Source organism: Lentimonas sp. CC4, assembly GCF_902728235.1.
In the GTDB taxonomy this organism is placed as follows: domain Bacteria; phylum Verrucomicrobiota; class Verrucomicrobiia; order Opitutales; family Coraliomargaritaceae; genus Lentimonas.
The window spans coordinates 1,420,939-1,444,526 of the sequence record NZ_CACVBO010000001.1 but is presented as its reverse complement, the minus strand read 5'-3'; the positions used below and the strand labels follow the sequence as shown (position 1 = coordinate 1,444,526).

Genomic DNA, 23,588 nt, shown 5'->3' with positions numbered 1-23,588 from the left:
GCGCACCTAATGACTTTTACTTATCGCCCCCTTCAGTAACCCTACTGAAGACAGTTCAAGGACCAACCATCAATAACTATTTTAAGATACGATGTAAGGCTGCACTCATGTCCTTGATGCGGTATGGCTTAGGCACGACAGCCTTAAATCCAGCAGCCTCAAACTCGGACATCACATTTGAAGTTGAGTAGCCACTAGAAGCCACCGCAATGATATCAGGATCATACTCGTTTAAGATACGACAAGCCTCTTCACCACCCATTCCGCCTGGCACAGTCAAATCAAAGACCACTGCATCGAATGGATTACCCGCTTCTTTTGCTTTTTTATAAGCCTCAATCGCTTCATCACCATTGGTCGAAAATTCCACCTCATAGCCTAGCACCTGCAAGATCTCTCCGGCCACCATCATCATGGCCTCCATATCGTCCATGACCAGAATGCGGCCATGGCCTTGATATATCCGGTTGTCCTCGTCCTGCTCCACAGGAGCCGATGCCACGGCTTCGATCGCCTTTGGTAAATACACCTTAAATGTGGTGCCTTCCGATACTACAGAATCGACAGTCAGCAGACCATTGTGGCTCTTAATAATCGAATAGGAGGATGCAAGGCCTAGGCCATTGCCATTTTTCTTTGTGGTGAAATATGGATCGAAGATACGCTTCAAGTTCTCTGGGGTAATACCAACACCCTGATCTTGCACTGCGATACAGACATAATCACCCGGCGCGAGCGGAGGAAGCATCCCGCGGCGAATGTGCTCACAAGTCAAACTCAGGCAAATAATCCCACCATCTGGCATCGCTTGGTCGGCATTGATAATGAGATTATTCACCACTTGGCTGATTTGCCCCTTATCCGCATCGACTGCCCAAAGGTTCGCATCCTTATGCACTTCGCATTTCACATTCGAACCACGAAGTATGAACTTGGCACTATCTTCAACCAATTGATCGATCGTAGTCGCTTCCAAATTCGGCGTGCCCCCCTTCGAGAAAGTAAGTAACTGCTGCGTTAATGAGGTCGCCTGTAACGCAGCTGTCTCCGCAGCAAGCAGTTTCCCCGAACCTGGGTCTCGCTCGCTCATACTCATACGCACCATTGAGATATTCCCCAAAACAGCAGTCAGAATGTTATTAAAATCGTGCGCAATCCCACCGGCCAATAAACTAATCGAATGCAACTTCTCAGTCTGGAGCAGGTCCTCCTCCGCACGTTTCTGTGTCGTCACATCACGCAACACGACCACACAACCATGGTCCATCGAATCGTCCTCTAAGATGCTACGAACTTCAACAGCCACTAAGACCTCTGAGCCATCTCCCTTCGATAATGGAATGCCTAGCTCAGGTGCGATTTCGGCGCACTCACTCGATAACAATACTCCAATAGGGTCTGTGATTAAATTGCCAGTTTGGGGGTGCCGCAGCTTCAACACATCTCCGAGCCGACGCCCGCACGCCGTTTCCAAACTCACACTAGTCATCGCCGATGCAGCTTGATTCATTCGCTCAATCACACCATCGGGGCTCACGGCAATCACTGCGTCGGCGATCGAATCAAGTGTCACAGCGAGGCGCTCTGTCTCTCGGCGTAAACCAAGCTCTGCACAACGGCGCAAAGTCACATCGCGTAGACTCACGAGTAAGGCATTCTCACCTTCCCACACCAAATCCACTGCGTGCAATTCGACGATGCGTGTGCTATTATCCCCCGCTGGAATCTCTAGCTCAATACAGGCCCCACGCTCCACCTCAAACGGGAAGACCTCTCCGACCAGTGACTCTGCATCTGCCTCCAAGAGCTTAGCCGCTGCTGGGTTGAGAAACTTAATCTCATAGCCCTCAGTCAAAATCAACATGGCGTCGACATTCGCATCAAAGATCCGACGCAACAGCACGGCATTATGCTGCACCTCCCTGGCATGCGCCTCCGCACGATTCAAAAGATTCGACCGCTCGATCGCATAACGAATCGAGCGGCGTAGCACTTCACCGCTCAAACGATCCTTAAACAGATAGTCTTGCGCTCCAGCCTTCAGTGCCTCCAACGACAGCTGCTCATCATCCGCTCCAGTCAGCACGATAATCACCTCATCGCGAGCGACAGCGGACACCGCCTCCAAGGTATCAATCCCAGAACTGTCAGGCAAAGACAGGTCCAACAACACGAGGTCAAAAGTCTTTTCTTGCAACGCCTGCACTCCATCCGCAAGGCGTTTCACTAAGCTAATATCAAAACTGAGATTTGATAGTTCCAGATACTCATTCACCAGGTCAGCATCAGCTGAATTATCCTCGAATAGTAATATCCGAATATGCTCTTCCGATTCCTTCACCATAGTCATATAATATAATCCCTATAAAGCTCTATTCAGGCTCACAAATCAACCTCTTATCGAAGACGTCTCCAGCTTAGCAAGCGTCACATAAAAGGTGCTCCCCTTATCTACTTCAGAGGCCACCCAGATCCGACCGTGATGTTGCTCCACGATCTTCTTACAAACAGCCAGACCAATCCCTGAGCCATCAAACTCGTCGCGTGTATTGAGCCGACGAAACACATTAAAGAGTAAATCCTGATGATCTGCGTGTATACCGATTCCATTATCTTGAATCGACACCACCCAACGCTCAGGTTCCCCTGCAATATGACCATCCGCAAAACCGACTGCCACACGCGGCATGCTGCCTTCCCGATGAAACTTAATCGAGTTGGCCAACAGATTTTGAAACAAGCGAATCAATCGATTGCGATCCCCCAACACCACTGGCGAATTATTGATATCCACGGTCACCTCCGCTCCGACATTCTTAATCGCGACTTCTAAATTACTAATAGCGCCCTCAAGCACATCATCCAATGCGACTGGCTCGAAACTACGCTCAGAACGCCCCAGGCGTGAATACGATAGTAAGTCTTCAATCAACCCACGCATTCGATCCGCGCCCTCGCAGGCATAATTGATATAACGCTGTGCACGTGCATCCAGTAAGTCTGGCGAGCGCTCCTGCAGTAACCTCAAGTAACTACTGATCATACGTAACGGCTCACGCAAATCATGTGAGGCCACTGAAGCAAAGCTTTGTAACTCTGCATTCGAATCCTTCACCTGCTCCAGAGTCGCAGTAAGACGCTCCTGCTGAGCCTTCATCACAGTCACATCACGCGCAATGGCATAGATACGCCGCTCATGAGTATTCACCACATAACGCCACGACAACCAGATGTAGTTCCCATTTTTACAGCGAAACCTATTTTCAAACAACTCCCCCGCAGCTCCAGCCAATCCAATTACCTGCTCCACTAATTGCCGCGTGCGTGCCAAATCATCCGCGTGTAAGAAATCCCAATACAGGTGCCCCTGTAGCTCCAACGGCTCAAACCCCAGCACAGAACGACACACAGGGTTCACCCATTGAACGTAACCATCGTAATCCTGCTCCAAATGAATCTCCGAAGACAGAGGCAAAAACTTTGCCATACATAACTGGGGCGAACCAATTCCAAACGCATCCCCAGCGTCACTCCCGCCAGACACTTCCGCAACGAGGCAGCACGTGCCAGAAAGCATCCGAGCATCAGCGCTCAATTGCCCCTGCATACGCAACCACCGCCCCTTCCCATGAAATCGCACTTCTAATTCAAACAACTCGTCAAACTCGCCGGTCTGCCGCTGCGCACGATCAAAAGCATCCAGTAATCGACGATGCGCGTCTTCCTCAAAGCGCACCAAGAAATCTGCCACTGCCAGCGCTTGCCCAAAAGGCACACCAATCAAGCCACTTGCCCGCGCATCGCACGTAATCGTATCATCCAAATCCCAAGACCACACACCCAAGGCAGTCACATCGAGCGCATTGCGCAACACTGCGTTCTCTGCCTGCAAAGCAGTCAGTTGCTCTCTTAACGCATCAGACTCAGCAGAAATGTTATCGGTCAGGCTCATTCACAGACTTAAAAATTTTAATCGTCACACAGGTTAATACCCGCTATGTGTAAAGACAACTTCTTATGCAATGAGCATTCCCTTATGTCCGTTCTCACTGGTCACAGCGTCGTAAAGTTTTTCAACCTACCCTTTAACGAAGTGGAGGTTGAGAACTGGGCAACCGCACAAAGGGACATCCTAGTCGACCAGCCCACCTTCGCGCAGCTATTTACCACACCCGAATGTAGTAGACACGCCAAAGAGATCATGGAAATCGTGCAGATCTATGCACACGCCCCTACGATCGTCGGTTGCTCAGCCAGCGGCTTAATCGCCGATCAGCAGGAAATCGAAAATGAAGCCGGCTTCTGCATCGCACTCTACCATCTGCCCGAGACACAGGTGCGCGCGATACACCTACCACTCGAATCCTTCGGCACTACCAATCGCGTCGAAAAACTACGCGCCGCCCTCGGGGCAAATCCACAAGCTGTTAACGCATGGACCCTATTTGCCTCCTCCGAAAGCATTGGCAACGAAGCATGGCTACCAGACTGGGATCAAGCCACTGAGCACCACACCACGATCGGCGGATTCGCCTGCGCGGCTCCCAATGACCGTGAATCCACCCTATACCTCAATGGATCCGTGCTCACAGAGGGCGCAGTCGCACTCGGACTCGAAGGAGCCGTAACCATTGAACCGCTCGTTTCACAAGGCTGTCGCCCCGTCGGCTCACCGTGGACAGTCACACAGGCGCATGACAATGTGATACACCAAATCGGCAACCGCCCGATTCTGGAAGTCTTACGCGACACCCTAGAGGGCCTGTCACAAAAAGAGCAACTACAAGCCCGCGGCAACATCTTCATTGGACTCGTCCTCGATGAATACAAAAACAACTTTCGAACCGGCGACTTCCTCGTCCGCAACCTAGCGGCCATTGACCCTAAAACCGGAGCCGTCGCCATCGCGACTCCCCTGCGCATCGGCCAGAACCTTCAATTTCAAATTCGCGATGCCAGCACCGCATCTGCAGACTTCGAACAGCACCTACAAGCCAAAGCCAAAGAGTTAGCAAATCGCACCATCTACGGGAGTTGCCTGTGCGACTGTATCGGCCGAGGCACCTCACTCTACGGCGTGCCTGATCACGATGTCAGCATGATCCACGACATCTACCCCGATCTCCCCATCGTCGGGCTGTTTTGTAACGGCGAATTTGGCCCGAGCAAGAACCGCACGCTGCTCCACGGCTACGCTGCAAGCCTGGGTCTTTTTGTAAAGCGCGAGTGACTACCCCCTAGTCTCGACGACCGAGGCCACAAGAATGAAGGAGCTGCGAGACGTGAACCTCGTTCGCACGAGTTTGCTACACGGTCAAAAAAACAGTAGAGATGTGACGCCAGTCACGTCCACGCATGCCATGACGCACCTGCCGAGACGCGAACCTCGTTCGCACGAGTTTGCTACACGGTCAAATAAATCGTAGAGATGTGACGCCAGTCACGTCCACGCATGCCATGACGCAACTGCCGAGACGCGAACCTCGTTCGCACGAGTTTGCTACAGAGTCAAAAAAACAGTAGAGATGTGACGCTAGTCACGTCCACGCATGCCATGACGCAACTGCCGAGACGCGAACCTCGTTCACACGAGTTTTCTACACGGTCAAAAAAATCGTAGAGATGTGACGCTAGTCACGTCCACCGATGCCATGACGCAACTGCCGAGACGCGAACCTCGTTCGCACGAGTTTGCTACACAGTCAAAAAAATCGTAGAGATGTGACGCCAGTCACGTCCACGCATGCGATGACACAACGACTGAGAACTGAGCGGTCCACGCACAAAAAAAAGCGAGGAAACGTGTCGCCACATTTCCCCGCTTGAAAATTACTGCCCCGATCAGAAGATCGGAAGCGATCAATTAGTCCTTCTTCAACTTACTCTCGGAAGCAATCTCAGGGCCTCCTTGAGCAATCGCACGGCGACGTAGACGCAATGCATTCAAGCGGATGAAACCACTCGCATCGTCTGGATTGTAATCGCTATCAACACCTTCCATCGAAGCGATATCTTCATCATAGAGAGACAATGGTGACTTGCGACCGACTGTAGTGACGTTGCCCTTATAAAGCTTCAAGCGCACGGTGCCAGTGACTGTCTTTTGAGAATCATCGATCAACGCCTGAAGCGCTTCACGCTCTGGCGCATACCAGAAACCATTGTAAACAAGTTCCGCATAACGAGGAATCAACCCATCACGTAGGTGCGCTAGTTCGCGATCCATTGTGATGCTCTCCATGTTGCGGTGCGCCTGCAGCAAGATCGTGCCCCCCGGAGTCTCATAGACGCCACGGCTCTTCATGCCGACGAAGCGATTTTCAACGATGTCCACACGACCGATGCCATGCTTACCTGCAACAGCGTTGAGGTGCTTCATGACTTCCGCAGGGTTCATTGTAACACCATCCACTGCCACACAGTCACCACGCTCGAAATCGAGTTCGATATATTGTGCTTCATCTGGAGCATCCTCTGGATCAACAGTCAGCTTATACATCCCCTTGTTGTCCGGAGTGGTAGGATCGAAATAGGTATCTTCCAAGATACCAGCTTCGTAGGAAATATGGAGCAAGTTGCGATCCATCGAGTAAGGCTTCGAAGCGCTCGCTTCGACGTCGATGTTATGCTCACGGCAATAGTCGATCATCTCGGTGCGCCCTGGAAATGCCTTACGGAAGACCTCCATACGCCACGGTGAAATGATTTCCAACTCTGGTGCCAGTGCCGCATAACCAAGCTCGAAACGAACCTGGTCGTTGCCCTTACCAGTCGCACCGTGAGCGACAGCATCTGCGCCTTCGCGCTGAGCGATTTCAACGTGCGCCTTGGAGATCAGCGGACGTGCGATCGAAGTGCCAAGTAAGTATTGGCCTTCATAGATCGCATTCGCACGCATCATTGGGAAAATGAAATCACGAGCGAACTCTTCAACGAGATCCACCGTGTAGTGAGCTGATGCGCCAGTCGCCTTAGCTTTTTCGGCCAAACCGTCTAGCTCTTCCTCTTGGCCAACGTCGGCCGCGTAGGTGATGATTTCGGCGTTGTAGTGCTCCTTGAGCCAGCTAACGAGGACGGAAGTGTCGAGACCCCCTGAGTATGCGAGAACGATTTTCATAGTAACCTAAGGAGTTAGGCGAACCCACCAAAGAGGCAAGCGGAAATGCAACGAGGTATCGAAGATTGAGGGAGGGCTGGCCTCCGCGCCGGCCGCCGAGCCAAAGCACCGAGCAGAAGCACCGAGCAGAAGCACCGAACCAACGTAAGACCGTTTTGCAGAAGTTATGATCTCTTCGATCAATAAATCTCATTGAGCGAACTTGCGCGATATTCGCACGCAGCATGATTTGTGAAAAGTGCCGTAGTCTCATAAAGAGCTACCGAGAGTGTTGATGGATTTGAGAGGGACAGCCTCCGCGGTGCGCTAGTCCTAAGCTGAGGGTCGGCGGACGAAGCGGAGCTCGTCCCTCCCCCAGAACGCCAGACACAAAAAAAGCCCTCCGGACAACCGGAGGGCTTTTGAAAATAAGATTTCTTTACGATCTAAATCAGGCTAGGCCCAATTAGAAGGAGAAGAGAAGTTCAACAGCACCTACGAGCTCTTCGTAGTCGTCGAGATCATCAAGATCACCATCGATGTAGTTGATTTCTGTAACAAGAAGCAGGTTGTCTGTGAACGCGTAGTTATGAGCGATTGTGTATTTGAAGAACTCCAGATTTTGATCAATGACGCCACCGTCATATTCAAAGTAGCTGAAACGACCAGTCACCGAAGCAACGTCGCTATAAGCGTAGTTAGCCATCAAAAGACCGCTCAAGTGATCAACGTCATCAGACTCATCAGCGAAAGCAAGATCCCATGCTCCAGGATTCTCAGTGTTGCCGACATTCACTTCACCAGCGAAGAACCATACACCTGTTTCATAGGTAACGTAAGTGTTAAGGAGGTATGTGTCACCCTCATCAGCATCTTCGTAGACACCACCAATGAAGCCAGTGAAACCGTCACCAAACGCATGAGCAGCAGCAAGTTCAACAGCGTAAGAGCTGTCGCCATCGCGCTTAGGACCACCAAGACGGTCACCATCGACATCAAAAGCCTCATCTTGAACCGACAGACCATAGAACGAGTCATCAGTTTCGTATGTTACTTTAACACCTTGCGCATAGCCAGGAAGCGCAGAACCATCTGCGCCAGTGTTCGACGCATATGCTGTCGAATATTGGTAGAGGCCAGTTGGCTCAAATGCTTCAAATCCAAGCATCGAAGCATAACGACCAGCAGTCACTGCTGTGCCCTCGAAATCACCATCGAAGTGGTAAGTTACGAATGCTTGCTCGACGAGATCATCATCATCATCAAAATCGTAGTCATCATCGCGGTCACCTTCATATTGAAGATCGATTTGAGCAGTTACTGGATCGAAATCAAACAACCAGTCAATCTCAACTTGATCGATTTGGAAGCTGTTATCAGAACCATCACCAAGGAAGTCTGAATCGACGTCTGTGTGGGAGTAGGACATGTCTACAAAGCCTTCGAAAGAAAGGAAATCGTTGATAACGATTTCACCCATCGAAAAGCTAGAAGCTGCAAGGAATGCAGATGCGATAGCAATTTTGTTTTTCATAGTGTAGTTTGTTTTGTTTGTTTTGTTTGTTTGTTCCCGAAGCAAACAGCACCACTCTATTGAGCGGATTTATTTGCTTTGAAATTTGGTTTTTGAACGGTCAGCACCTTACCGCCCCTAAAACTAACCTTACCGCGTAGCGCATTTTTGTCCGCGCGGATACTAGTTTCATAATAGAAGACTTCATCCACACGTGGCTTCAGAGAATCCACTGAACGCGGGGGAGAGCCCAAGGCCTCAATCACCTTGCTCATCGACACACCAGGACGAATCTCTGCCCACTGGTCTTCTTCCGTCCAGCGCAGGTTGCGCCAGGCACTGTTCGCTAAAATATCAAAAGTCGCCTTATTTCCTAAAATGCTAGATTCGTTACTAGCGCTGTTCGCTGCCAAGACCTTTACTTCCTTCGTCTCTTGCTCCGCTTCGGCCAAACGTGTTTCGAGCTCTGCAATACGTGCCTCCGAGACACTAGAAGCAGCAGGTGCCGGCGCTTTTTCAGCTGCAGCTAAACGCGCTTCCATCTCTACAAGACGGGCTTCGAGACGCGCCATACGCTCCTCAGTTGCAGCCGAATCGGCAGCGAAAGAGGGAGTGAGCAATGCTGACGCAAGAAGCGCAGCAACAAGGGCATTAGGTAAGGTAATACGCATAGATCGGTGGCATAAAGGAGTTTAAGACCGTAAATGGCAAGTAAAAAAATAACCGTTTACCTCCCCAAAAACCATCCTCATATAGAATACATCAGGGCTAAATCCACATCCAAAAACGCACTTACAGCAGACTCAAACATGCAAAAAACACTCCGACTTCGACGATACGGCGCCCTGTTCGCACTCATTGCAGTGATATTAGGCGCATTTGGTGCGCATGCGCTCAAAGGCACACTCATCGAAAATGGCACCTTCAGCACATGGGAGACCGCAGTGCGCTACCAAATGTGGCATGCCCTCGCACTCATATTACTATCACTAATGCCCGAGCAACAGCAAGCGCCTCGCCTGACCGGCAACTGCTTCATCGTTGGCATACTCCTCTTCTCTGGCTCCCTCTACCCACTCGCACTCGGCGGCCCCAGTTGGCTGGGCCCCATCACACCACTCGGCGGACTATGCCTAATCATCGGCTGGGTGCGACTCGCTCGCTCCTGCACAGCAAAAAACATCTTACAGGGATAGATTCAGCCGTCCAGCGAGGCTTCAGGATCATTCGCGTAGATTCGGGGGATTCGTAGTTAGAATACATCGGTTCGGTGCGATTGCCCTGTCCTTTTAACTACGACGGAGGCCTGCGGCACGACTGAGCTCGCCGAAGTCCGGAGATGGCGAAGCAATCACGCAAGTCTTCGCGAATAGAGGATGCGAGTCGTCGATCATTTGAACTATAATCTACAAAATAGGATCCGACTAAGATCTGCCTAAATAGACGCAAGCACCAGATCTATAGGGCATTGGAGTCAATCAGCCATGCATAGGAGACTTAATGCGCGGCAGCATAAACGAATACCGACGCCTTCAGACGAAGATAGAGCGAACGATTGCAACAATCTGCATCTCACACATGAATTATATTCAACGCAGTAGAGACTTTCCGCCCTTGAAATCAGATTCACACATAAGTTAGCTATAAACCCTATGTCTAACACACTCGAAGCACTCAAAAAGATCACTACCGTCGTTGCCGACACAGGCGACTTTGCCACACTCGAGGCCTATGCGCCTCAAGACGCGACAACCAACCCGTCGCTCATACTGAAAGCCCTCCAACAAGAAGCATACCTCCCCGTCCTTGACGCAGCCATCGAGGCAACCAAGGACTCCGACAAGAGCGGCGAAGCGCTCATTGACCTTGTCATCGACCACCTTTTAGTCGGGTTTGGCCAAAAAATCCTGGAAATCGTGCCAGGCCGCGTCTCCACCGAGGTCGATGCCTGCCTCTCATTCGACGTCGACAGCACCGTAGCCAAAGCTCGCGAATTAATCGCACTCTACGAATCGAAAGGCACACCGCGTGAGCGTATTCTAATCAAGATGGCCTCCACATGGGAAGGCATCCGCGCGGCCGAGATCCTCGAAAAGGAAGGCATCCGCTGCAACATGACGCTCCTCTTCTCTCTCGTGCAAGCCGTAGCCTGCGCCGAAGCGGGCGCACAACTGATCTCTCCCTTCGTTGGGCGTATTCTTGATTGGTATAAAGCCAATACCGACATCGACTACACCGCAAAAAATGACCCAGGCGTCGTCAGCGTCGGCGAAATCTACACTTACTATAAAAAATTCGGCCATACCACCGAGGTCATGGGCGCAAGCTTCCGTAACATCGGGGAAATCCTCGAGCTAGCCGGCTGCGACCTACTGACGATCAGCCCAGGCCTACTCGAAGAGCTGCAAGGCATGAACGCCGAAGTGCCACGCAAGCTCGACCCCGAGACTTCAAAGCAAGCCGACATCGAAAGGATCGAAATCACGGAGGCAGCTTTCCGCTGGCTACTCAACGAAGATGCGATGGCCACAGAGAAACTCGCCCAAGGCATCCGCGTATTCGGACAAGACATGCTCAAGGTGCGCGCGATCGTCCAAGCGAAGCTCGCTTAGCCAATTCTTGGCCAAGCCTAGTTTTCCATCCCGCGGGCACTACGTGCGCCTGCGGGATTTTTTGTTTTTTTGAGACAGGGACCGCGCTCCCTCCTAAGAATCAATTTCATTTCGTAGCGACCTTGCGCCAGCAAGGTCGAGCGTTACACCCGAGTATCAATCGACAGCACTCGCGTGCAATCGCTACAGCAACGAACAATGATTTAGGGCCCGACAAAATTCCCGGCACTACTTTCCACCGCCTTTGACGACACACAAAAAAGCCCGCGACTGATCGCGGGCTTTTGAAAATAGCGAAACTGCGAGTCAGTGCATTCACCACTCACCAGTATCGAACCAGAGCAGTCTAGCTGCCTGGGTTGACCTCAATCAATTCACATTCAAAAATCAGCGTGTCACCTGGCTTGATCGCGCCACCTGGACGCGGCGAGTTGCCGTAGCCCAAGTCACTCGGAATATAGAGGATGATCTTACCGCCAGCTCCGACCTTTGTAAGCCCTTCGCCAAAGCCCTTAACTACACCATTCAATGGAAAGGTTGCAGGCGTGCCGCGATCATACGAACTATCAAACTGCGTGCCATCGATCAAAGTGCCCTTATAGTGAACGAGCACACTGTCCGTCATCGAAGGCTTTGCATCCGAACCGGGCTCGAGCACTTTGTAGTGCAAGCCGGACTCACTTTTCTGAACATCAGCATCCGCGACCAGCTCAGCAAAGAATGCCTCACCGACGGCCTTATTCTCTGCCGCTGCCGCTGCACCAGCGGCTTCAGCAGCAGCTTGCGCCACAGCAACGCGCTTTTGGATAAACTCTTGGAACGCAGGCATCTTAGCCTCCATCGAAGGATCCGGAACTGCCGCGCTCGCACCCGCAATAAACCCCTTAGTGATTGCTGCGGCATCGTCCGAACCGAAACCGAGCTGTTCAAGGCCAGACTGTGCGACCATCACTAAACCAATTTTTTCCAGCGATGCTTCATCAATCGGAGGCAGCTCTGCTGTTTCTTCCTGAACCGCTTCAGCACGTGCAGCTGCCTGCGCAAATGCGGCTTGCATTGCCTCCTGAGGAAAATCCTGAATTTTCAACTCGCCCGAAAGCCCCTTTTCCAAGCCACCCGCGATTGCAGCAATACCTGCATCATCGAGCTTAAGCGTCGCCACACCGCCACCTTGCGCAGTGAGGTAACCGACCATCTCGACTAGCTCAGCCTCTGACAATTCCACGGCAGCTGCCGCAGGTAATTGAACCGCAACTGGCTCAGACACAGCAACCGCCTCGACGGCGACTTCTTCAGCGGCAGAGAGCCCTGAGCCCAGCACAAGCGCTGAGCCAATAATAAGAGTAGATTTCTTTAACATATGGATTTTTGTATTTTGTTTTGGGATTAAAAAAGATGCCACATACCGTTAAGCAAGCACCTGTAAGGTCAACACGCATCGCATCGCACCTCCCAATTTAGCGTATGCTACTTAGTTCAGTCAGCGAACCACGAAAAGAGTTCCACTAGCATGAAGCCGCGCCCTTCGATACTTATTAATGAAACACGTTCCTTCGCAGCGCCTGAATCACCGCAAGATCGCCCCAATTTGAGCCACGCAGCCCATGTTCCTTCGCCGGGTGCTTTCGCCTACACTCGACTTGCCAAGCCCCCGTAAAGCCACGCACGAACTCAGCTGACCCCAAGATCACCCCATCCGTAAAATAGCGCACACGGCAACGCAACATTGCAGCCTTAGGCAATTGCCCATCCTCCGCCTCCAACACCTTCAACGCCCGCTCGCGAGACATTCCCCGCAAGCCTGAATCCGACGCATGCTTACCAAAAATCAACATCCGATGCGCACGTAAAGCCGCATCAACATCTTTCGCACCGTGATCCCTCCAAATATAAATCAGCCCCCGTTCTGCCTCAGCAACCCCGACCACTGCCTCCGAATAACCACAGAAACGGTAATCCTTCGGATCATCGACCAAGCCAGCACGCACAGGGTTTAAGTCGATATAAGCCGCCATCGTTTGCAGGGGATTTCCCTCCCCCTCGACCAACACTGATTTAAAGCGATCCGCCCACAGGGTGCCGTAACGCTGATGCGACTTATTATACCAAGCGGTGAATCGCTGTTTCACCGTCTTCATAAACTCAGAGACATCAAACATCCGCGCCAGCAACTTACGCCGAACCAATTCCGCCCCCTCGCCCCCGGCACGTAGTTCAGCGCTCATTAACGCCGCAGAAGCCTCCTGATATTTAGTAGGCTTGGGGTAGAGCACCTGATAGCGACGCATCAACTCTGCATCCGAAACCGAAGGCGCATCCGGAACTTCCAGCAGCACATGAAAGTGATTCGACATGATACAATACGTCAGCACCTTCACACCGCAAAAGTCTGCCACCTGGCGAATCATCTTCCGCAAGACTTCCTTCTCGCGATCTTTAAACAGTAGTTCCCCATTCACCGTGCGCGTCATGCAGTGATAGACTGCACACCTACCGTGAACTTTAATTCGCCGATGCCTCATAAGAACAAACAATGCAACTGATCCAACCACCAGTCAATCCAGTATATTAGGGACAGACCCTTCAAAATAATCCAAAGACTGTGATCGCGAGATCCAGACACAAAAAAAGCCCCAACCGAAGTTGAGGCTTTTTGAAAAAGTAACGAAGCAGTTAGCTACGACGGCGACGAACCATGACTGCACCCAATGCACATAAACCAGCAAGTGCGGCGTATGTGGATGGCTCTGGAACAGGAGAGAGAGACACTCCCCCACCAATGATTGAACCATACTCATTATCAGTGATACCCGAAACACTTAAGTTATTAAAATCGCTAAATGGATTATCTCCTTTAGCTGTCCAATCTGCACCTGATCCGGAAAACAAACCAAACTCTTGACTACCGATCAAATCAGGGGAGGTAGGCACTGATGCATCAGCAAAAAACCAAACATACAGAGTCTTCCCTAAGATACCGGTTGCTGTTCCTCCACCGCCAGATACACCATCAGAGGTAATCCCGTAGGATCCCGTTAGCTCAGTATAAGACGAAGCACCTAGCGCGTCCCAAGTTAGAGTGGGAATACTTGAAAAATCAAACCCGTCTGAAAAATATCCAACTGAGACATAATCGCCCGTTGAAACTTTAGTTGTTCCATCTGATTCATACACAAACGAACCACTTAAAGATATCGTCGTCGCAGATGCTCCCATTGCTGCAAACATCAACGCCAAAGTTAAACTACTTTTCTTCATATACATATATATTTAAATTGAGGGCAAAAAAATCTTAAAAAGGTTGAGCCATAGACCAAACATCATCGCCTGCACTAGCTTTAACCACAACAGCAACACCACCTACCGGAATGACATCATCATCAGTTACAGTTGCGTTAGACACGTTTTGCCACTCACTATCATCGGTATTGTAATAATAAAATTTAGAGAAGTTTTGAGCATCTGAACTCCACACAAACAACTTATCTGCAGAACCAAAATCCCCAGCGCCATTGAGAACTGATTCATACCCAGATTCTGATATTTTCAAGTCTACCGAATATGGATTGGGCAATATAGAAGTCTTCCCCCCTCCGGCAACGGGAGCAGAAACCGCACCGGTCTGAACACTCCCAGTAAAAGTCAAATCAAAATCACTCTGAGCAACAACAATCAAAGCCTCATCAGGATATATAATAACCGTAGCTGGATTATTAGAAACATCCTGCCACTCGCCATCAACGCTATTATAATAATAAAAACCAACAAAGTTCTGCGAAGCTAACCCCCAGACGAACACCTTGTCAGAAGCCCCAAAGTCAGCACCACCAGTAAAGCCAGCCGAGTTATCAGCCCCAAATAGTGAATCCAGCGTATTCAACGGACGAAGAGTGAAACTCAAATCAGTGCCATCAGCAATCGACGCCTCAAGCGTAATGGTATCAGCAGAATTCGAAGCCACAGCAGCCCACTCGCCCGTGGAAGCAACCTGAACATAATGAGATCCAGCAAACTCATCAACAACATACGAAGCTCCCGAGACAGTTAAGACAACTCCTCCCGAAACGCTTCCCACTCCTTGAGTTGATATAGGCTGAAGCAAGCCACCATTACTAATAATACTAGTCCCCCCGCCTTTAACTGGGACGGTCACATACCCAACCGGATCAGTTGCGACACTTTGAGCAAAGGCGCTCGACGCGAGAAGCGCGACTCCAGACAGCAGCGCGAGTGTTTTTGGAAAAGTTTTCATAATTTGGAGGGGTTAAATTTGAGCGGCAGCCATGAAGGATTGCATTCGCTCAAATATGGTAGATTGAAAATGGACTGTGTGAGTAGAAGTATGGCTTATGCGCCGAGAGAAGGCTGAAGCTGACTCCATGAATCCCCAAAAGAATGCACAAGTTGCAGCAGTGACAAGCCTAAAAACAGCAAGAACTGCGACTTCTCCATGGCTTTAACACCTTTTTACTAAAGAGTTAAGGCGCTATTCAGGTTAGGTTCATATAAGCATTCAAAAATGACTGCATTCATGCAGGGGTGACGAAAATTTGACAGTTTCCTTGATCATAAAGCCCTCTTCAAATGTCCCTAAAAATAGGAAACACGGCTTTTTCTGCGAAAAGAACCGCGTTCAAAACGAAAATCGCTAAAAGAGCTGATACGAATATACGGGAAACGGCCGCGCGAACAGTCGTTGCCGTTGGCATTTTCGAATACATCCCGCAGCTTCGCGGGCGCCGCAAGCAGCGCCCCTACCGGGGCAGGATGCCAAATCGGCGATTCGGAAAAATCCGGTTACGGCGTGTTGCCAAAAGCGCACGACTGCGCATGAGTCTTACACATGGCATATGAACACACCTCAACGCGACGCATCGAATTCTCCGAGACCGACATGGCTGGCCTCGTGCATTTCTCCAATTTCTTTAAGTATATGGAAACTGCGGAACGTGATTTCTTTGAAGCCGCCGAGGTCGACCTGATCAATACCCAACCCGGCGAACTCGTCGGTTGGCCGCGCGCACGAGCGGAATGTAAATTTACGGCGCCGCTGCGGTTCGGCGACACGATCGACATTCATCTCGCAGTCAAAGCAGTCAAAGACCGCTCGATCGACTATCAATTTCGCATCTTTCGGATCAACAAAGACGGTAGCCGCACACAGGCGGCGAAGGCGAATATTACGACGATCCTGACGAGGCTGACCGAAAGCGGCGAGCTGCAATCGGTTGAAATACCGGTCGAGGTGCGCGCACGTATCACGGAAGCGCCTGCCGAGGCGCTGGCACGACCGGCGGGGGTTTGAGGTTGGACGTTGCTGGTTGCTGGTTGCTGGTTGAGAAGCGATTAACGTCCAACTTTCAACCAACAACGCCCAACCCACAACGTCCAACCAACAACGCCCAACCAACAACGTCCAACCAACAACACCCACTCCATGAAACCACACGCACTTGTTACGAATGACGATGGAATCGACTCCATCTTTCTGCATCGCTTGGTCGATGCCCTGCTTCCCGACTTTCAGGTCTCAGTTGCGGCGCCTGCGTTTGAGCAGAGCTGGATCGGCCGCGCGGTGAGTCGACACGGCGAGGTGGAAGTCATCCACAGCCCGTCGGTTTTCCCTGCAGGCGTGGATGCTTGGGCGATCAGCGGCACGCCGACGGATTGCGTGAATATCGCACTGGGCAACCTCGTGCAGGCACCGGTAGACATTGTCTTATCGGGGATCAACATCGGCTACAATACCACCGAAACCCTGATCTTAAGCTCCGGAACCATCGCCGGAGCAATCGAAGGCGCCCTCTGGGGGCTGCCTGCCATTGCCTACAGTCAGTGCGTGCCGCACCACTTGTTTGAAGGCATCCAACGCAGCAAAGGACAAACCGAGGGTGCGTTTACCGTATCGCTCATTGCAGCTGCGGAGCATGCGCGGCGCATCGCACTCGAAACACTCACACATCCACCGCGCACCGGAACTGTGGTCAACATCAACTTCCCTGCCTCAACCACACTCGACAGCCCGACAGAAGAGACCGTGCCCGCCAAAATCCAGCTTGGCAGTCTTTACGCTGAGACGAGCCCCGGCAAATACAGCTTCCGCTATTCGGAAGGCACGACGGTGCAAGCCGACCCACAATCGGATCGCGCGGCGCTCGAACGCGGGAGCATCAGTCGCAGCATTCTCGATTTTGCTCGAATTGGCGGGGGAGCGTAATGCGCTCGAGAAGCCATGCTACTTGCTTAGACTCACTCTGCGATAGACAGACAGGAATGTCTGTTTCACTTTAAGCATTTTGCCCAAACTAAGCCACTCGATGTTCAACGTTGAGCGTTCGATGTTCAACGTTCACATCCCTCTTTCCGACACATCCACCATTTTAGAGTTGTGTGAAGGAACTCCGAAAAATATGCACCTCACATGAATTGTTTCTCAAACCAGAGATTCTATGCGACTTTTAATACTTCATTAAAAGCTCTGCTCTTATGCCTACTCACGCTCACACTCGGATTTTCACTATCCGCACAAGAGGGCGCAGACGTCTATCGTGGCACTTGGCAAATCGACACACCCGACGACGGCGCACAGATCCTAATCGTCAAACGCAACGGCCGCGCCTCCTATTTCTGGGGCGACAATGCGGACCGCACGGTGTATCAAGGCACGTGGACCAGCGATGTCGGCGGCGCGACACTCAAATGGGATGACGGCAGCTCGCACCGCATCACCCGCGACACGCTCGGCTATGCGATCAGCTATAACGACGCGACAAGCCGCGAGCTCTACACCACTCAAGCGCAGCAAGTGCCGAAAGAAGTGCTAGGGCAATGGGCGAAGGCACCTTCCAAGCCAGACGAGCAGACCTCTGACCGCGACAAAGCCAAAGGCTTCTTTGGCACATGGGAAGTCGAATCCGAAGCCGGCAATTTCTATGTGATCATCGAGCCAAACCGCTCCGCAGCCACAAACTGGAGTAAAACCAAAGATGGCACACGCGGTCTGCGCGGTTCATGGGCCAAACAAGGCAGCGAGCTACACATCGTCTGGGACACTGGCCACTACACGATCCTCAAAGAAAACGAACGTCACTTCTCCCTAAAGGTCATCCCTCCAGGCACCAACATCGGGCAAGACGAATCTGAACCACTCCCTGCAAGTCGCACCAGCGACGACAATATACCGCAAGACTGGTTTGCACTGTATACTGCCGAGGAAGCGACCAACACCGGCGGCATCGCGTTTTCCAGCTACAAAGATGCAAACGCATTCTACCGCGGTTCTTGGATCATCAAACACCGTGCAGATGCCTTCGAGCTGATTGAAATCAGTCGTTTCGGTGGACTCAAAACATCGTCAGACCGCACACTCGAAGGCTCTTGGCGCATGACTGGCCAAGACATCTTCATGCGCTGGGACGATGGCATGCGTAAAGTCCTAAGCCCCATTGGCTACGGCTTCGTCCTCTACGAATACAAGCCCGGCCGCCCAATCGACGGAGTGCCCACACGCATCCTGCCAGCGACCCCACAAGATGCGACAAAATTGGCCGAGAATTTACAGGGACGCAAAGTCGTGGCCCAGCAAATGCATGAGCTTGCTGAAGCTGCCGGCATCAACACCACCCCCGACGACACTGGCCTAGGCCAGACGTTCATGCGCTGGGCATGGCCATTTAGCGAAGACGACCAGCAACAATCAACCAATGCACTCCTACAAGACGGCTACGAAACAGGTGGCACACTCGACCCATGGTGGTGGCCATTCTGGAGCGAAAAGCCCGTCAGCGAAGAGACCACTGAAGCGGAAACGACCACTGATGTGGAAACCGACATCATCGAAGTCCAAGTCACCGATCCCAGCGTAGAGGCCGAAGCTGTCGCCCCTGAAGACGTCATGACGACCGAAACCGTTGAGCCCACCTCAACACCTGAGGCCGAAACCGATCCAGCAACCCAAAAGGCCACCAAGCGAGGCAAACAAGACTGGAAGTGGCCTTTCTAGGAGCCACTCAAACAATCACTTTTAAATGACACATACTATTATGACCAACGCGACCAACAACTCCGCCTTGAACCCAACTCCACTAGCGAGTATCGATCCAGAAATCTCTGCCGCCATCGCCGCCGAGCGTAAGCGCCAAGAAAGCCACATCGAGCTGATCGCTTCGGAAAATTTCACCTACCCTTCCGTCATGGAAGCGCAAGGTAGCGTGCTCACCAATAAATACGCCGAAGGCTATCCCGGTAAGCGCTACTACGGCGGCTGCGAGCATGTTGACGTCGTCGAAGAACTCGCAATTGAACGCGCGAAGGCACTCTTCGGCGCGGATCACGCGAATGTGCAGCCACACTCTGGCAGCCAAGCAAATGCAGCAGTCTATCTCTCCGTGCTACGCCCGGGCGACAAGATCCTGACCATGAACCTTTCCGATGGCGGCCACCTCACACACGGCCACCCGATGAATTTCAGCGGTATTTACCACGAAGTCGTCAACTACGGCGTCGGCGTCGAGGACGGCCTCATCAACTACGACGCGATTGCTGAAACTGCACGCGCCGAGAAGCCGAAGATGATCACCGTCGGTGCATCTGCCTACTCACGCATCATTGACTTTGAGCGTATGGGCGAAATCGCTCGCGAAGTCGGCGCTTACCTGATGGCAGACATCGCACACATCGCAGGCCTCGTTGCAGCAGGACTTCACCCGTCCCCAGTGCCACACGCGGACTTTGTAACCACCACGACGCACAAGACACTCCGCGGCCCACGCGGTGGACTGATCCTATGCAAAGAAGAGCATGCGAAGAAGATCAATTCGGCCGTCTTCCCCGGCATTCAAGGCGGCCCACTCATGCACGTGATCGCAGCAAAGGCAGTTTGCTTCAAAGAAGCGGCCACTGAAGGCTTCAAGACTTACCAAAAGCAAGTCGCAGCCAATGCGAAGGCACTCGCAGGCGCATTGACAGAGCGCGGCCACCACATCATCAGTGGTGGCACAGACAATCACCTCATGATGATTGATCTGCGCAAAAAAGATCCAGAGCTCACCGGTAAAGTCGCACAAATCGCATTGGACGCAGCGAACATCACAGCGAACAAGAACACCGTTCCTGGCGAAACACGCAGCCCCTTCCAAACCAGTGGCATTCGCCTCGGCACACCAGCGGTCACGAGCCGCGGGATGGTCGAAGCCGACATGCTTCGCATCGCCGAAGCGATCGACATGGTTCTCAGTGCACCGACCGACGAGAACGTAATCGCACAAGCACGTTCGATCGCACAGGAACTCAGCGCAAAGCACCCGCTACCTTACCCCGCGTAAGCAAATAGCACAGGTGCAGCATGAGACTGCAATCTTTCCAAAGAAGCCCGCACATTGTGTGGGCTTCTTTTTTTTGCGAATATCCTATAACACATCCTCAACAGGCAGGAATGCCTGTAACACAGCGAAGAACCACCATAAATCTACAATAAAAAGAGTTGGACTTACCCAGACAAGCTGCGTAAATTCTAGGTTCGTAAATGGGCTTCTGCTGCCCCAACACATACCTCAACACGATTTTATTATAATATGATCAAAACAAAATCCCCACGTTCGGGCTTCACCCTGATTGAGCTCCTCACTGTTATCGCGATTATCGGCATCCTTGCCTCGATCCTTATACCGACCATTGGTGCGGTTAAAGAAAAAGCGTCAATGGTCGCCTCCGCCAGCAACATGAAGCAGATTGCCACTTCATTTGCCACCTACTCGAACTCAGGCACACGCACACGAATCATCTCTAACAAGGGAGCATGGAGCGAGACCAGCAATACTCAGGCCGCAGATGCGAAGGACTGGGCGAAAGTGCTGGCATATCATGCAGGGCTCACAGATGCAGGCCTTTACTTCATCTCTTCTGATGAAGATGTTTTGCTCGCTGGAACAACCCCACGCAGCATCGGCATCCGCAATGGCAATGTGTTCACTGATTCCCAGGAATGGAGCAGCCTCGACAAGGCGACAATCAGCTACACGGTAGTCGCCAACATGAGCCCAAATGCACCCGCATCGACCACTCCTCTACTCTGGACCAAAGGCTTAGATACCACTGGCGAGTGGATCAACACCTCCCCATGGCAGGGCAAAGGCGGACACATCGGCTTCATGGATGGCCACACAGAATTCTTCCCGAACCTGACAGAAGCTGAGTATCAGCTCCAACCTGGAACTGCTTCTGAGTCAACCTCTGCAACTTCCGACATTACAGAAGCCATCAAGACCACATCGACGACGACGACCTTCCCTGCGATGTAGTTCTGTAGATACACCTTTATCGAAACAAACCTGGACTCGTGAGAGTCCAGGTTTTTCTTTGCACGGACTGGAGCATCGCCCCCGAATCAAAGATCCCGTTGACTGCGCACTGAACGAATAGACCGCACCGTGCAGCCCCTTCCCAGCTCAAATTGGACTTTTCTTCGTTTATCTTTGAAATTTTGGGATTGTTTAAAGTTACGCTCATCACTTAATTAGCTTTCATAATGCCCGACCCGATATTCATCCTTGGCCACAAGAATCCCGACGCAGATGCGATTTGCTCCGCACTGGCCTACGAAGCCTACAAGCACGCCATCGGCGAAACCGAATATATCGCTGCGCGTTGCGGCAACTCCAACGCCCGAATTGATGCGATATTAGAGCGCTTCAAAGTGCCGCTCCCACGTTTCATCGGCGATGTGACACCACGCGTTGGAAACATTATGCACACCGAAGTGCGCTCAGTGACTAAAGGTAGCACCTGCGCCGAGGCGCTAGAATTGATCGATAAGTATGACGTCCGCGCCTTGCCTGTGGTCGACGCCAAAGGTCACATCGAAGGCATGATCTCCTTTTTTCAATTGGGAGAGTTCTTTATCCCCAAGCCACGCGAACCGCGCAAGATGCGCCGCGTGCACAGCAGTATCTCCGCAATCATTCGCTCACTCAACGCGACAGTGCTCCACAAGCATAACCCCGACGAAGAGGAAGAACTCTTCGTGCGCGTCGGCGCGATGGATATTCGCTCCTTTGGCAACAATCACAAAGAAGAAGGCACCAGCGCAAATACTAGCATCATCGTCGTCGGCGATCGATGGGACATTCAAGAGCGCTGCCTACAACTCGGCGTGCGCCTACTGGTCATCACCGGTGGACTGGACGTCGATGAGGACATGATCGAGCGCGCCAAAGAGCGCAATGTATCACTAATTGTCAGCCCCTACGACTCGGCCTCCACCTCATGGATGATTCGCACCGCGACTCATATTGATTCACTGATCGAGACCGAGGTTAAGTGTTTCACAGCAGAAGATCAGATTGAATCAGTTAAGCGCCGCATCGCAAATATCAACGATCCGCTCTACATGGTTACCGACGAGAACAAAGAGCTAATAGGCGTCTTCTCCAAGAGTGATATCCTCCGCCCTAGCCACACACGCATCGCACTGGTGGACCACAACGAACTTGGACAAGCCGTGAACGGAGCCGAGCAAGTGCAGATCACTGAGATCCTAGACCACCACCGTCTCGGCAACATTCCGACGGATCAGCCCATTCTGTTTATCAATCGCCCAGTCGGATCTACTTGCTCGATTATCGCCGATCTCTTCCGCGCACATTCACTCACGCCCACTCCGGGAATCGCGGGTATCATCATGGCAGGGATCATCTCTGACACACTCTTACTGAACAGCCCCACAACGACCGCCCTCGAAGGCGAACTGCTCGACTGGCTCTCACCCATTGCTGGCATCAGCTCTGAGGAGCTAGCAGAGCTCATTTTCTCCTCTGGTTCAGTGATTATCAATCACACACCCGAAGAGGTTGTCTGCTCAGACTGCAAGAGCTACTCAGATGGCGAGATCACCTACTCTGTCTCTCAAATCGAAGAACTCGGCTTTGACAATTTCTGGAAGCACGAAGATGCACTAGACGCAGCCCTCGAGGCCTACCGCCAACAAGAAGAGCTCCTCTTCAGCTTCCTACTGGTGACCGACATTAACACGCAAGACTCGCTCCTCATCGTGGCGGGCAGCGATGAACTCAAAAGCCAGATCAACTACCCGCAGCATGGGCAAAACAATATTTACGACCTACCAGGCATCGTCAGCCGCAAGAAGCAGCTGATCCCCTACATTTCGACTCTGCTCAAGACGATGGGTGTCGCGTAGGCGATGGCAGCAAATGAGGCGTAAAATCAGGCGCTCAGGCTCACTCGATTCGATCACGTCGAGACTTGTGGTTTTACAGAATTTGGCTACCATGTAGTCATTCTGAATAACGCCGCACAACCCCTTGCAGGCTACCCCCGAAAACTCCTGCTTTTAAGCCCCGATTCAAATGAG

The 23,588-nt window shown here is 51.8% G+C and carries 18 protein-coding genes; 9 read left to right on the top strand and 9 right to left on the bottom strand.

What is annotated here, in order from left to right; genetic code table 11:
- Window positions 1-76: 76 nt before the first annotated feature.
- A complete protein-coding gene (locus tag GZZ87_RS06335) occupies window positions 77-2,344 on the bottom strand; it encodes a response regulator (RefSeq protein ID WP_162025684.1) in 2,268 nt (755 codons plus the stop codon).
- A gap of 45 nt (window positions 2,345-2,389) precedes the next feature.
- Complete coding sequence (locus tag GZZ87_RS06330; RefSeq protein ID WP_162025683.1) at window positions 2,390-3,952, bottom strand: ATP-binding protein; 1,563 nt, start codon at window positions 3,950-3,952, stop codon at window positions 2,390-2,392.
- An 84-nt stretch (window positions 3,953-4,036) separates the two neighbouring features.
- On the opposite strand from GZZ87_RS06330, the gene GZZ87_RS06325 reads away from it, so the two are divergent.
- The gene (locus tag GZZ87_RS06325) at window positions 4,037-5,230 is read left to right on the top strand and encodes an FIST N-terminal domain-containing protein (protein ID WP_162025682.1); all 1,194 of its coding nucleotides are present in this window, start codon (window positions 4,037-4,039) and stop codon (window positions 5,228-5,230) included.
- 633 nt (window positions 5,231-5,863) lie between these two features.
- Here the strand turns inward: GZZ87_RS06325 and GZZ87_RS06320 are convergent.
- The 3 genes from GZZ87_RS06320 to GZZ87_RS06310 form a co-directional block, all read right to left on the bottom strand.
- Window positions 5,864-7,117 carry an argininosuccinate synthase gene (locus GZZ87_RS06320; protein WP_162025681.1) on the bottom strand — a complete coding sequence of 418 codons (1,254 nt, stop codon included), beginning with the start codon at window positions 7,115-7,117 and terminating at the stop codon, window positions 5,864-5,866.
- Window positions 7,118-7,562: 445 nt separating this feature from the next.
- Window positions 7,563-8,630 (bottom strand): outer membrane beta-barrel protein, encoded by a 1,068-nt coding sequence (locus tag GZZ87_RS06315; protein WP_162025680.1) that lies wholly within the window; start codon window positions 8,628-8,630, stop codon window positions 7,563-7,565.
- A gap of 56 nt (window positions 8,631-8,686) precedes the next feature.
- On the bottom strand, window positions 8,687-9,280 hold the full coding sequence (locus GZZ87_RS06310; RefSeq protein ID WP_162025679.1) for a hypothetical protein: 594 nt from the start codon (window positions 9,278-9,280) through the stop codon (window positions 8,687-8,689).
- A gap of 138 nt (window positions 9,281-9,418) precedes the next feature.
- Here GZZ87_RS06310 and GZZ87_RS06305 point away from each other — a divergent pair, with 138 nt between their 5' ends.
- Both GZZ87_RS06305 and tal read left to right on the top strand, forming a co-directional pair.
- Window positions 9,419-9,805 (top strand): DUF423 domain-containing protein, encoded by a 387-nt coding sequence (locus GZZ87_RS06305; RefSeq protein ID WP_162025678.1) that lies wholly within the window; start codon window positions 9,419-9,421, stop codon window positions 9,803-9,805.
- A gap of 456 nt (window positions 9,806-10,261) precedes the next feature.
- Window positions 10,262-11,221 (top strand): transaldolase, encoded by a 960-nt coding sequence (gene tal, locus GZZ87_RS06300; protein ID WP_162025677.1) that lies wholly within the window; start codon window positions 10,262-10,264, stop codon window positions 11,219-11,221.
- 346 nt (window positions 11,222-11,567) lie between these two features.
- Here tal and GZZ87_RS06295 read toward each other — a convergent pair whose 3' ends face one another.
- From GZZ87_RS06295 to GZZ87_RS06280, 4 genes are all read right to left on the bottom strand, one after another.
- A complete protein-coding gene (locus GZZ87_RS06295; RefSeq protein ID WP_162025676.1) occupies window positions 11,568-12,581 on the bottom strand; it encodes an FKBP-type peptidyl-prolyl cis-trans isomerase in 1,014 nt (337 codons plus the stop codon).
- A 175-nt stretch (window positions 12,582-12,756) separates the two neighbouring features.
- Window positions 12,757-13,692, bottom strand: coding sequence for a transposase (locus GZZ87_RS06290; RefSeq protein ID WP_244648129.1), 936 nt, complete (start codon window positions 13,690-13,692; stop codon window positions 12,757-12,759).
- A 202-nt stretch (window positions 13,693-13,894) separates the two neighbouring features.
- Window positions 13,895-14,479, bottom strand: a complete 585-nt coding sequence (locus GZZ87_RS06285; RefSeq protein ID WP_244648130.1) for a PEP-CTERM sorting domain-containing protein — start codon at window positions 14,477-14,479, stop codon at window positions 13,895-13,897.
- Window positions 14,480-14,513: 34 nt separating this feature from the next.
- Window positions 14,514-15,473, bottom strand: a complete 960-nt coding sequence (locus GZZ87_RS06280) for a hypothetical protein (protein WP_162025673.1) — start codon at window positions 15,471-15,473, stop codon at window positions 14,514-14,516.
- 591 nt (window positions 15,474-16,064) lie between these two features.
- Here GZZ87_RS06280 and GZZ87_RS06275 point away from each other — a divergent pair.
- The 6 genes from GZZ87_RS06275 to GZZ87_RS06250 all read left to right on the top strand — a co-directional run bounded on the left by GZZ87_RS06275 (window position 16,065) and on the right by GZZ87_RS06250 (window position 23,414).
- Window positions 16,065-16,526, top strand: coding sequence for a thioesterase family protein (locus GZZ87_RS06275; protein ID WP_162025672.1), 462 nt, complete (start codon window positions 16,065-16,067; stop codon window positions 16,524-16,526).
- Between the two features lie 132 nt (window positions 16,527-16,658).
- Window positions 16,659-17,438, top strand: a complete 780-nt coding sequence (gene surE / locus GZZ87_RS06270) for a 5'/3'-nucleotidase SurE (protein WP_162025671.1) — start codon at window positions 16,659-16,661, stop codon at window positions 17,436-17,438.
- A 204-nt stretch (window positions 17,439-17,642) separates the two neighbouring features.
- On the top strand, window positions 17,643-19,223 hold the full coding sequence (locus GZZ87_RS06265) for a hypothetical protein (RefSeq protein ID WP_162025670.1): 1,581 nt from the start codon (window positions 17,643-17,645) through the stop codon (window positions 19,221-19,223).
- A gap of 25 nt (window positions 19,224-19,248) precedes the next feature.
- Window positions 19,249-20,544, top strand: coding sequence for a serine hydroxymethyltransferase (gene glyA / locus GZZ87_RS06260; RefSeq protein ID WP_280178254.1), 1,296 nt, complete (start codon window positions 19,249-19,251; stop codon window positions 20,542-20,544).
- A gap of 249 nt (window positions 20,545-20,793) precedes the next feature.
- Entirely contained in the window at window positions 20,794-21,519 is a 726-nt protein-coding gene (locus tag GZZ87_RS06255; RefSeq protein WP_162025669.1) for a type II secretion system protein, read from the top strand.
- A 227-nt stretch (window positions 21,520-21,746) separates the two neighbouring features.
- Entirely contained in the window at window positions 21,747-23,414 is a 1,668-nt protein-coding gene (locus GZZ87_RS06250) for a putative manganese-dependent inorganic diphosphatase (protein ID WP_162025668.1), read from the top strand.
- The last annotated feature ends 174 nt before the right edge of the window (window positions 23,415-23,588 follow it).

Coding starts and splice junctions, on each gene's coding strand:
- surE (WP_162025671.1), top strand. CDS start 16,659: ATGAAACCACACGCACTTGTTACGAATGACGATGGAATCGACTCCATC.
- GZZ87_RS06325 (WP_162025682.1), top strand. CDS start 4,037: ATGTCCGTTCTCACTGGTCACAGCGTCGTAAAGTTTTTCAACCTACCC.
- GZZ87_RS06310 (WP_162025679.1), bottom strand. CDS start 9,280: ATGCGTATTACCTTACCTAATGCCCTTGTTGCTGCGCTTCTTGCGTCA.
- GZZ87_RS06330 (WP_162025683.1), bottom strand. CDS start 3,952: ATGAGCCTGACCGATAACATTTCTGCTGAGTCTGATGCGTTAAGAGAG.
- GZZ87_RS06250 (WP_162025668.1), top strand. CDS start 21,747: ATGCCCGACCCGATATTCATCCTTGGCCACAAGAATCCCGACGCAGAT.
- tal (WP_162025677.1), top strand. CDS start 10,262: ATGTCTAACACACTCGAAGCACTCAAAAAGATCACTACCGTCGTTGCC.
- GZZ87_RS06315 (WP_162025680.1), bottom strand. CDS start 8,630: ATGAAAAACAAAATTGCTATCGCATCTGCATTCCTTGCAGCTTCTAGC.
- glyA (WP_280178254.1), top strand. CDS start 19,249: ATGACACATACTATTATGACCAACGCGACCAACAACTCCGCCTTGAAC.
- GZZ87_RS06265 (WP_162025670.1), top strand. CDS start 17,643: ATGAATTGTTTCTCAAACCAGAGATTCTATGCGACTTTTAATACTTCA.
- GZZ87_RS06290 (WP_244648129.1), bottom strand. CDS start 13,692: ATGACGCGCACGGTGAATGGGGAACTACTGTTTAAAGATCGCGAGAAG.
- GZZ87_RS06255 (WP_162025669.1), top strand. CDS start 20,794: ATGATCAAAACAAAATCCCCACGTTCGGGCTTCACCCTGATTGAGCTC.
- GZZ87_RS06320 (WP_162025681.1), bottom strand. CDS start 7,117: ATGAAAATCGTTCTCGCATACTCAGGGGGTCTCGACACTTCCGTCCTC.
- GZZ87_RS06280 (WP_162025673.1), bottom strand. CDS start 15,473: ATGAAAACTTTTCCAAAAACACTCGCGCTGCTGTCTGGAGTCGCGCTT.
- GZZ87_RS06285 (WP_244648130.1), bottom strand. CDS start 14,479: ATGAAGAAAAGTAGTTTAACTTTGGCGTTGATGTTTGCAGCAATGGGA.
- GZZ87_RS06335 (WP_162025684.1), bottom strand. CDS start 2,344: ATGGTGAAGGAATCGGAAGAGCATATTCGGATATTACTATTCGAGGAT.
- GZZ87_RS06275 (WP_162025672.1), top strand. CDS start 16,065: ATGGCATATGAACACACCTCAACGCGACGCATCGAATTCTCCGAGACC.
- GZZ87_RS06295 (WP_162025676.1), bottom strand. CDS start 12,581: ATGTTAAAGAAATCTACTCTTATTATTGGCTCAGCGCTTGTGCTGGGC.
- GZZ87_RS06305 (WP_162025678.1), top strand. CDS start 9,419: ATGCAAAAAACACTCCGACTTCGACGATACGGCGCCCTGTTCGCACTC.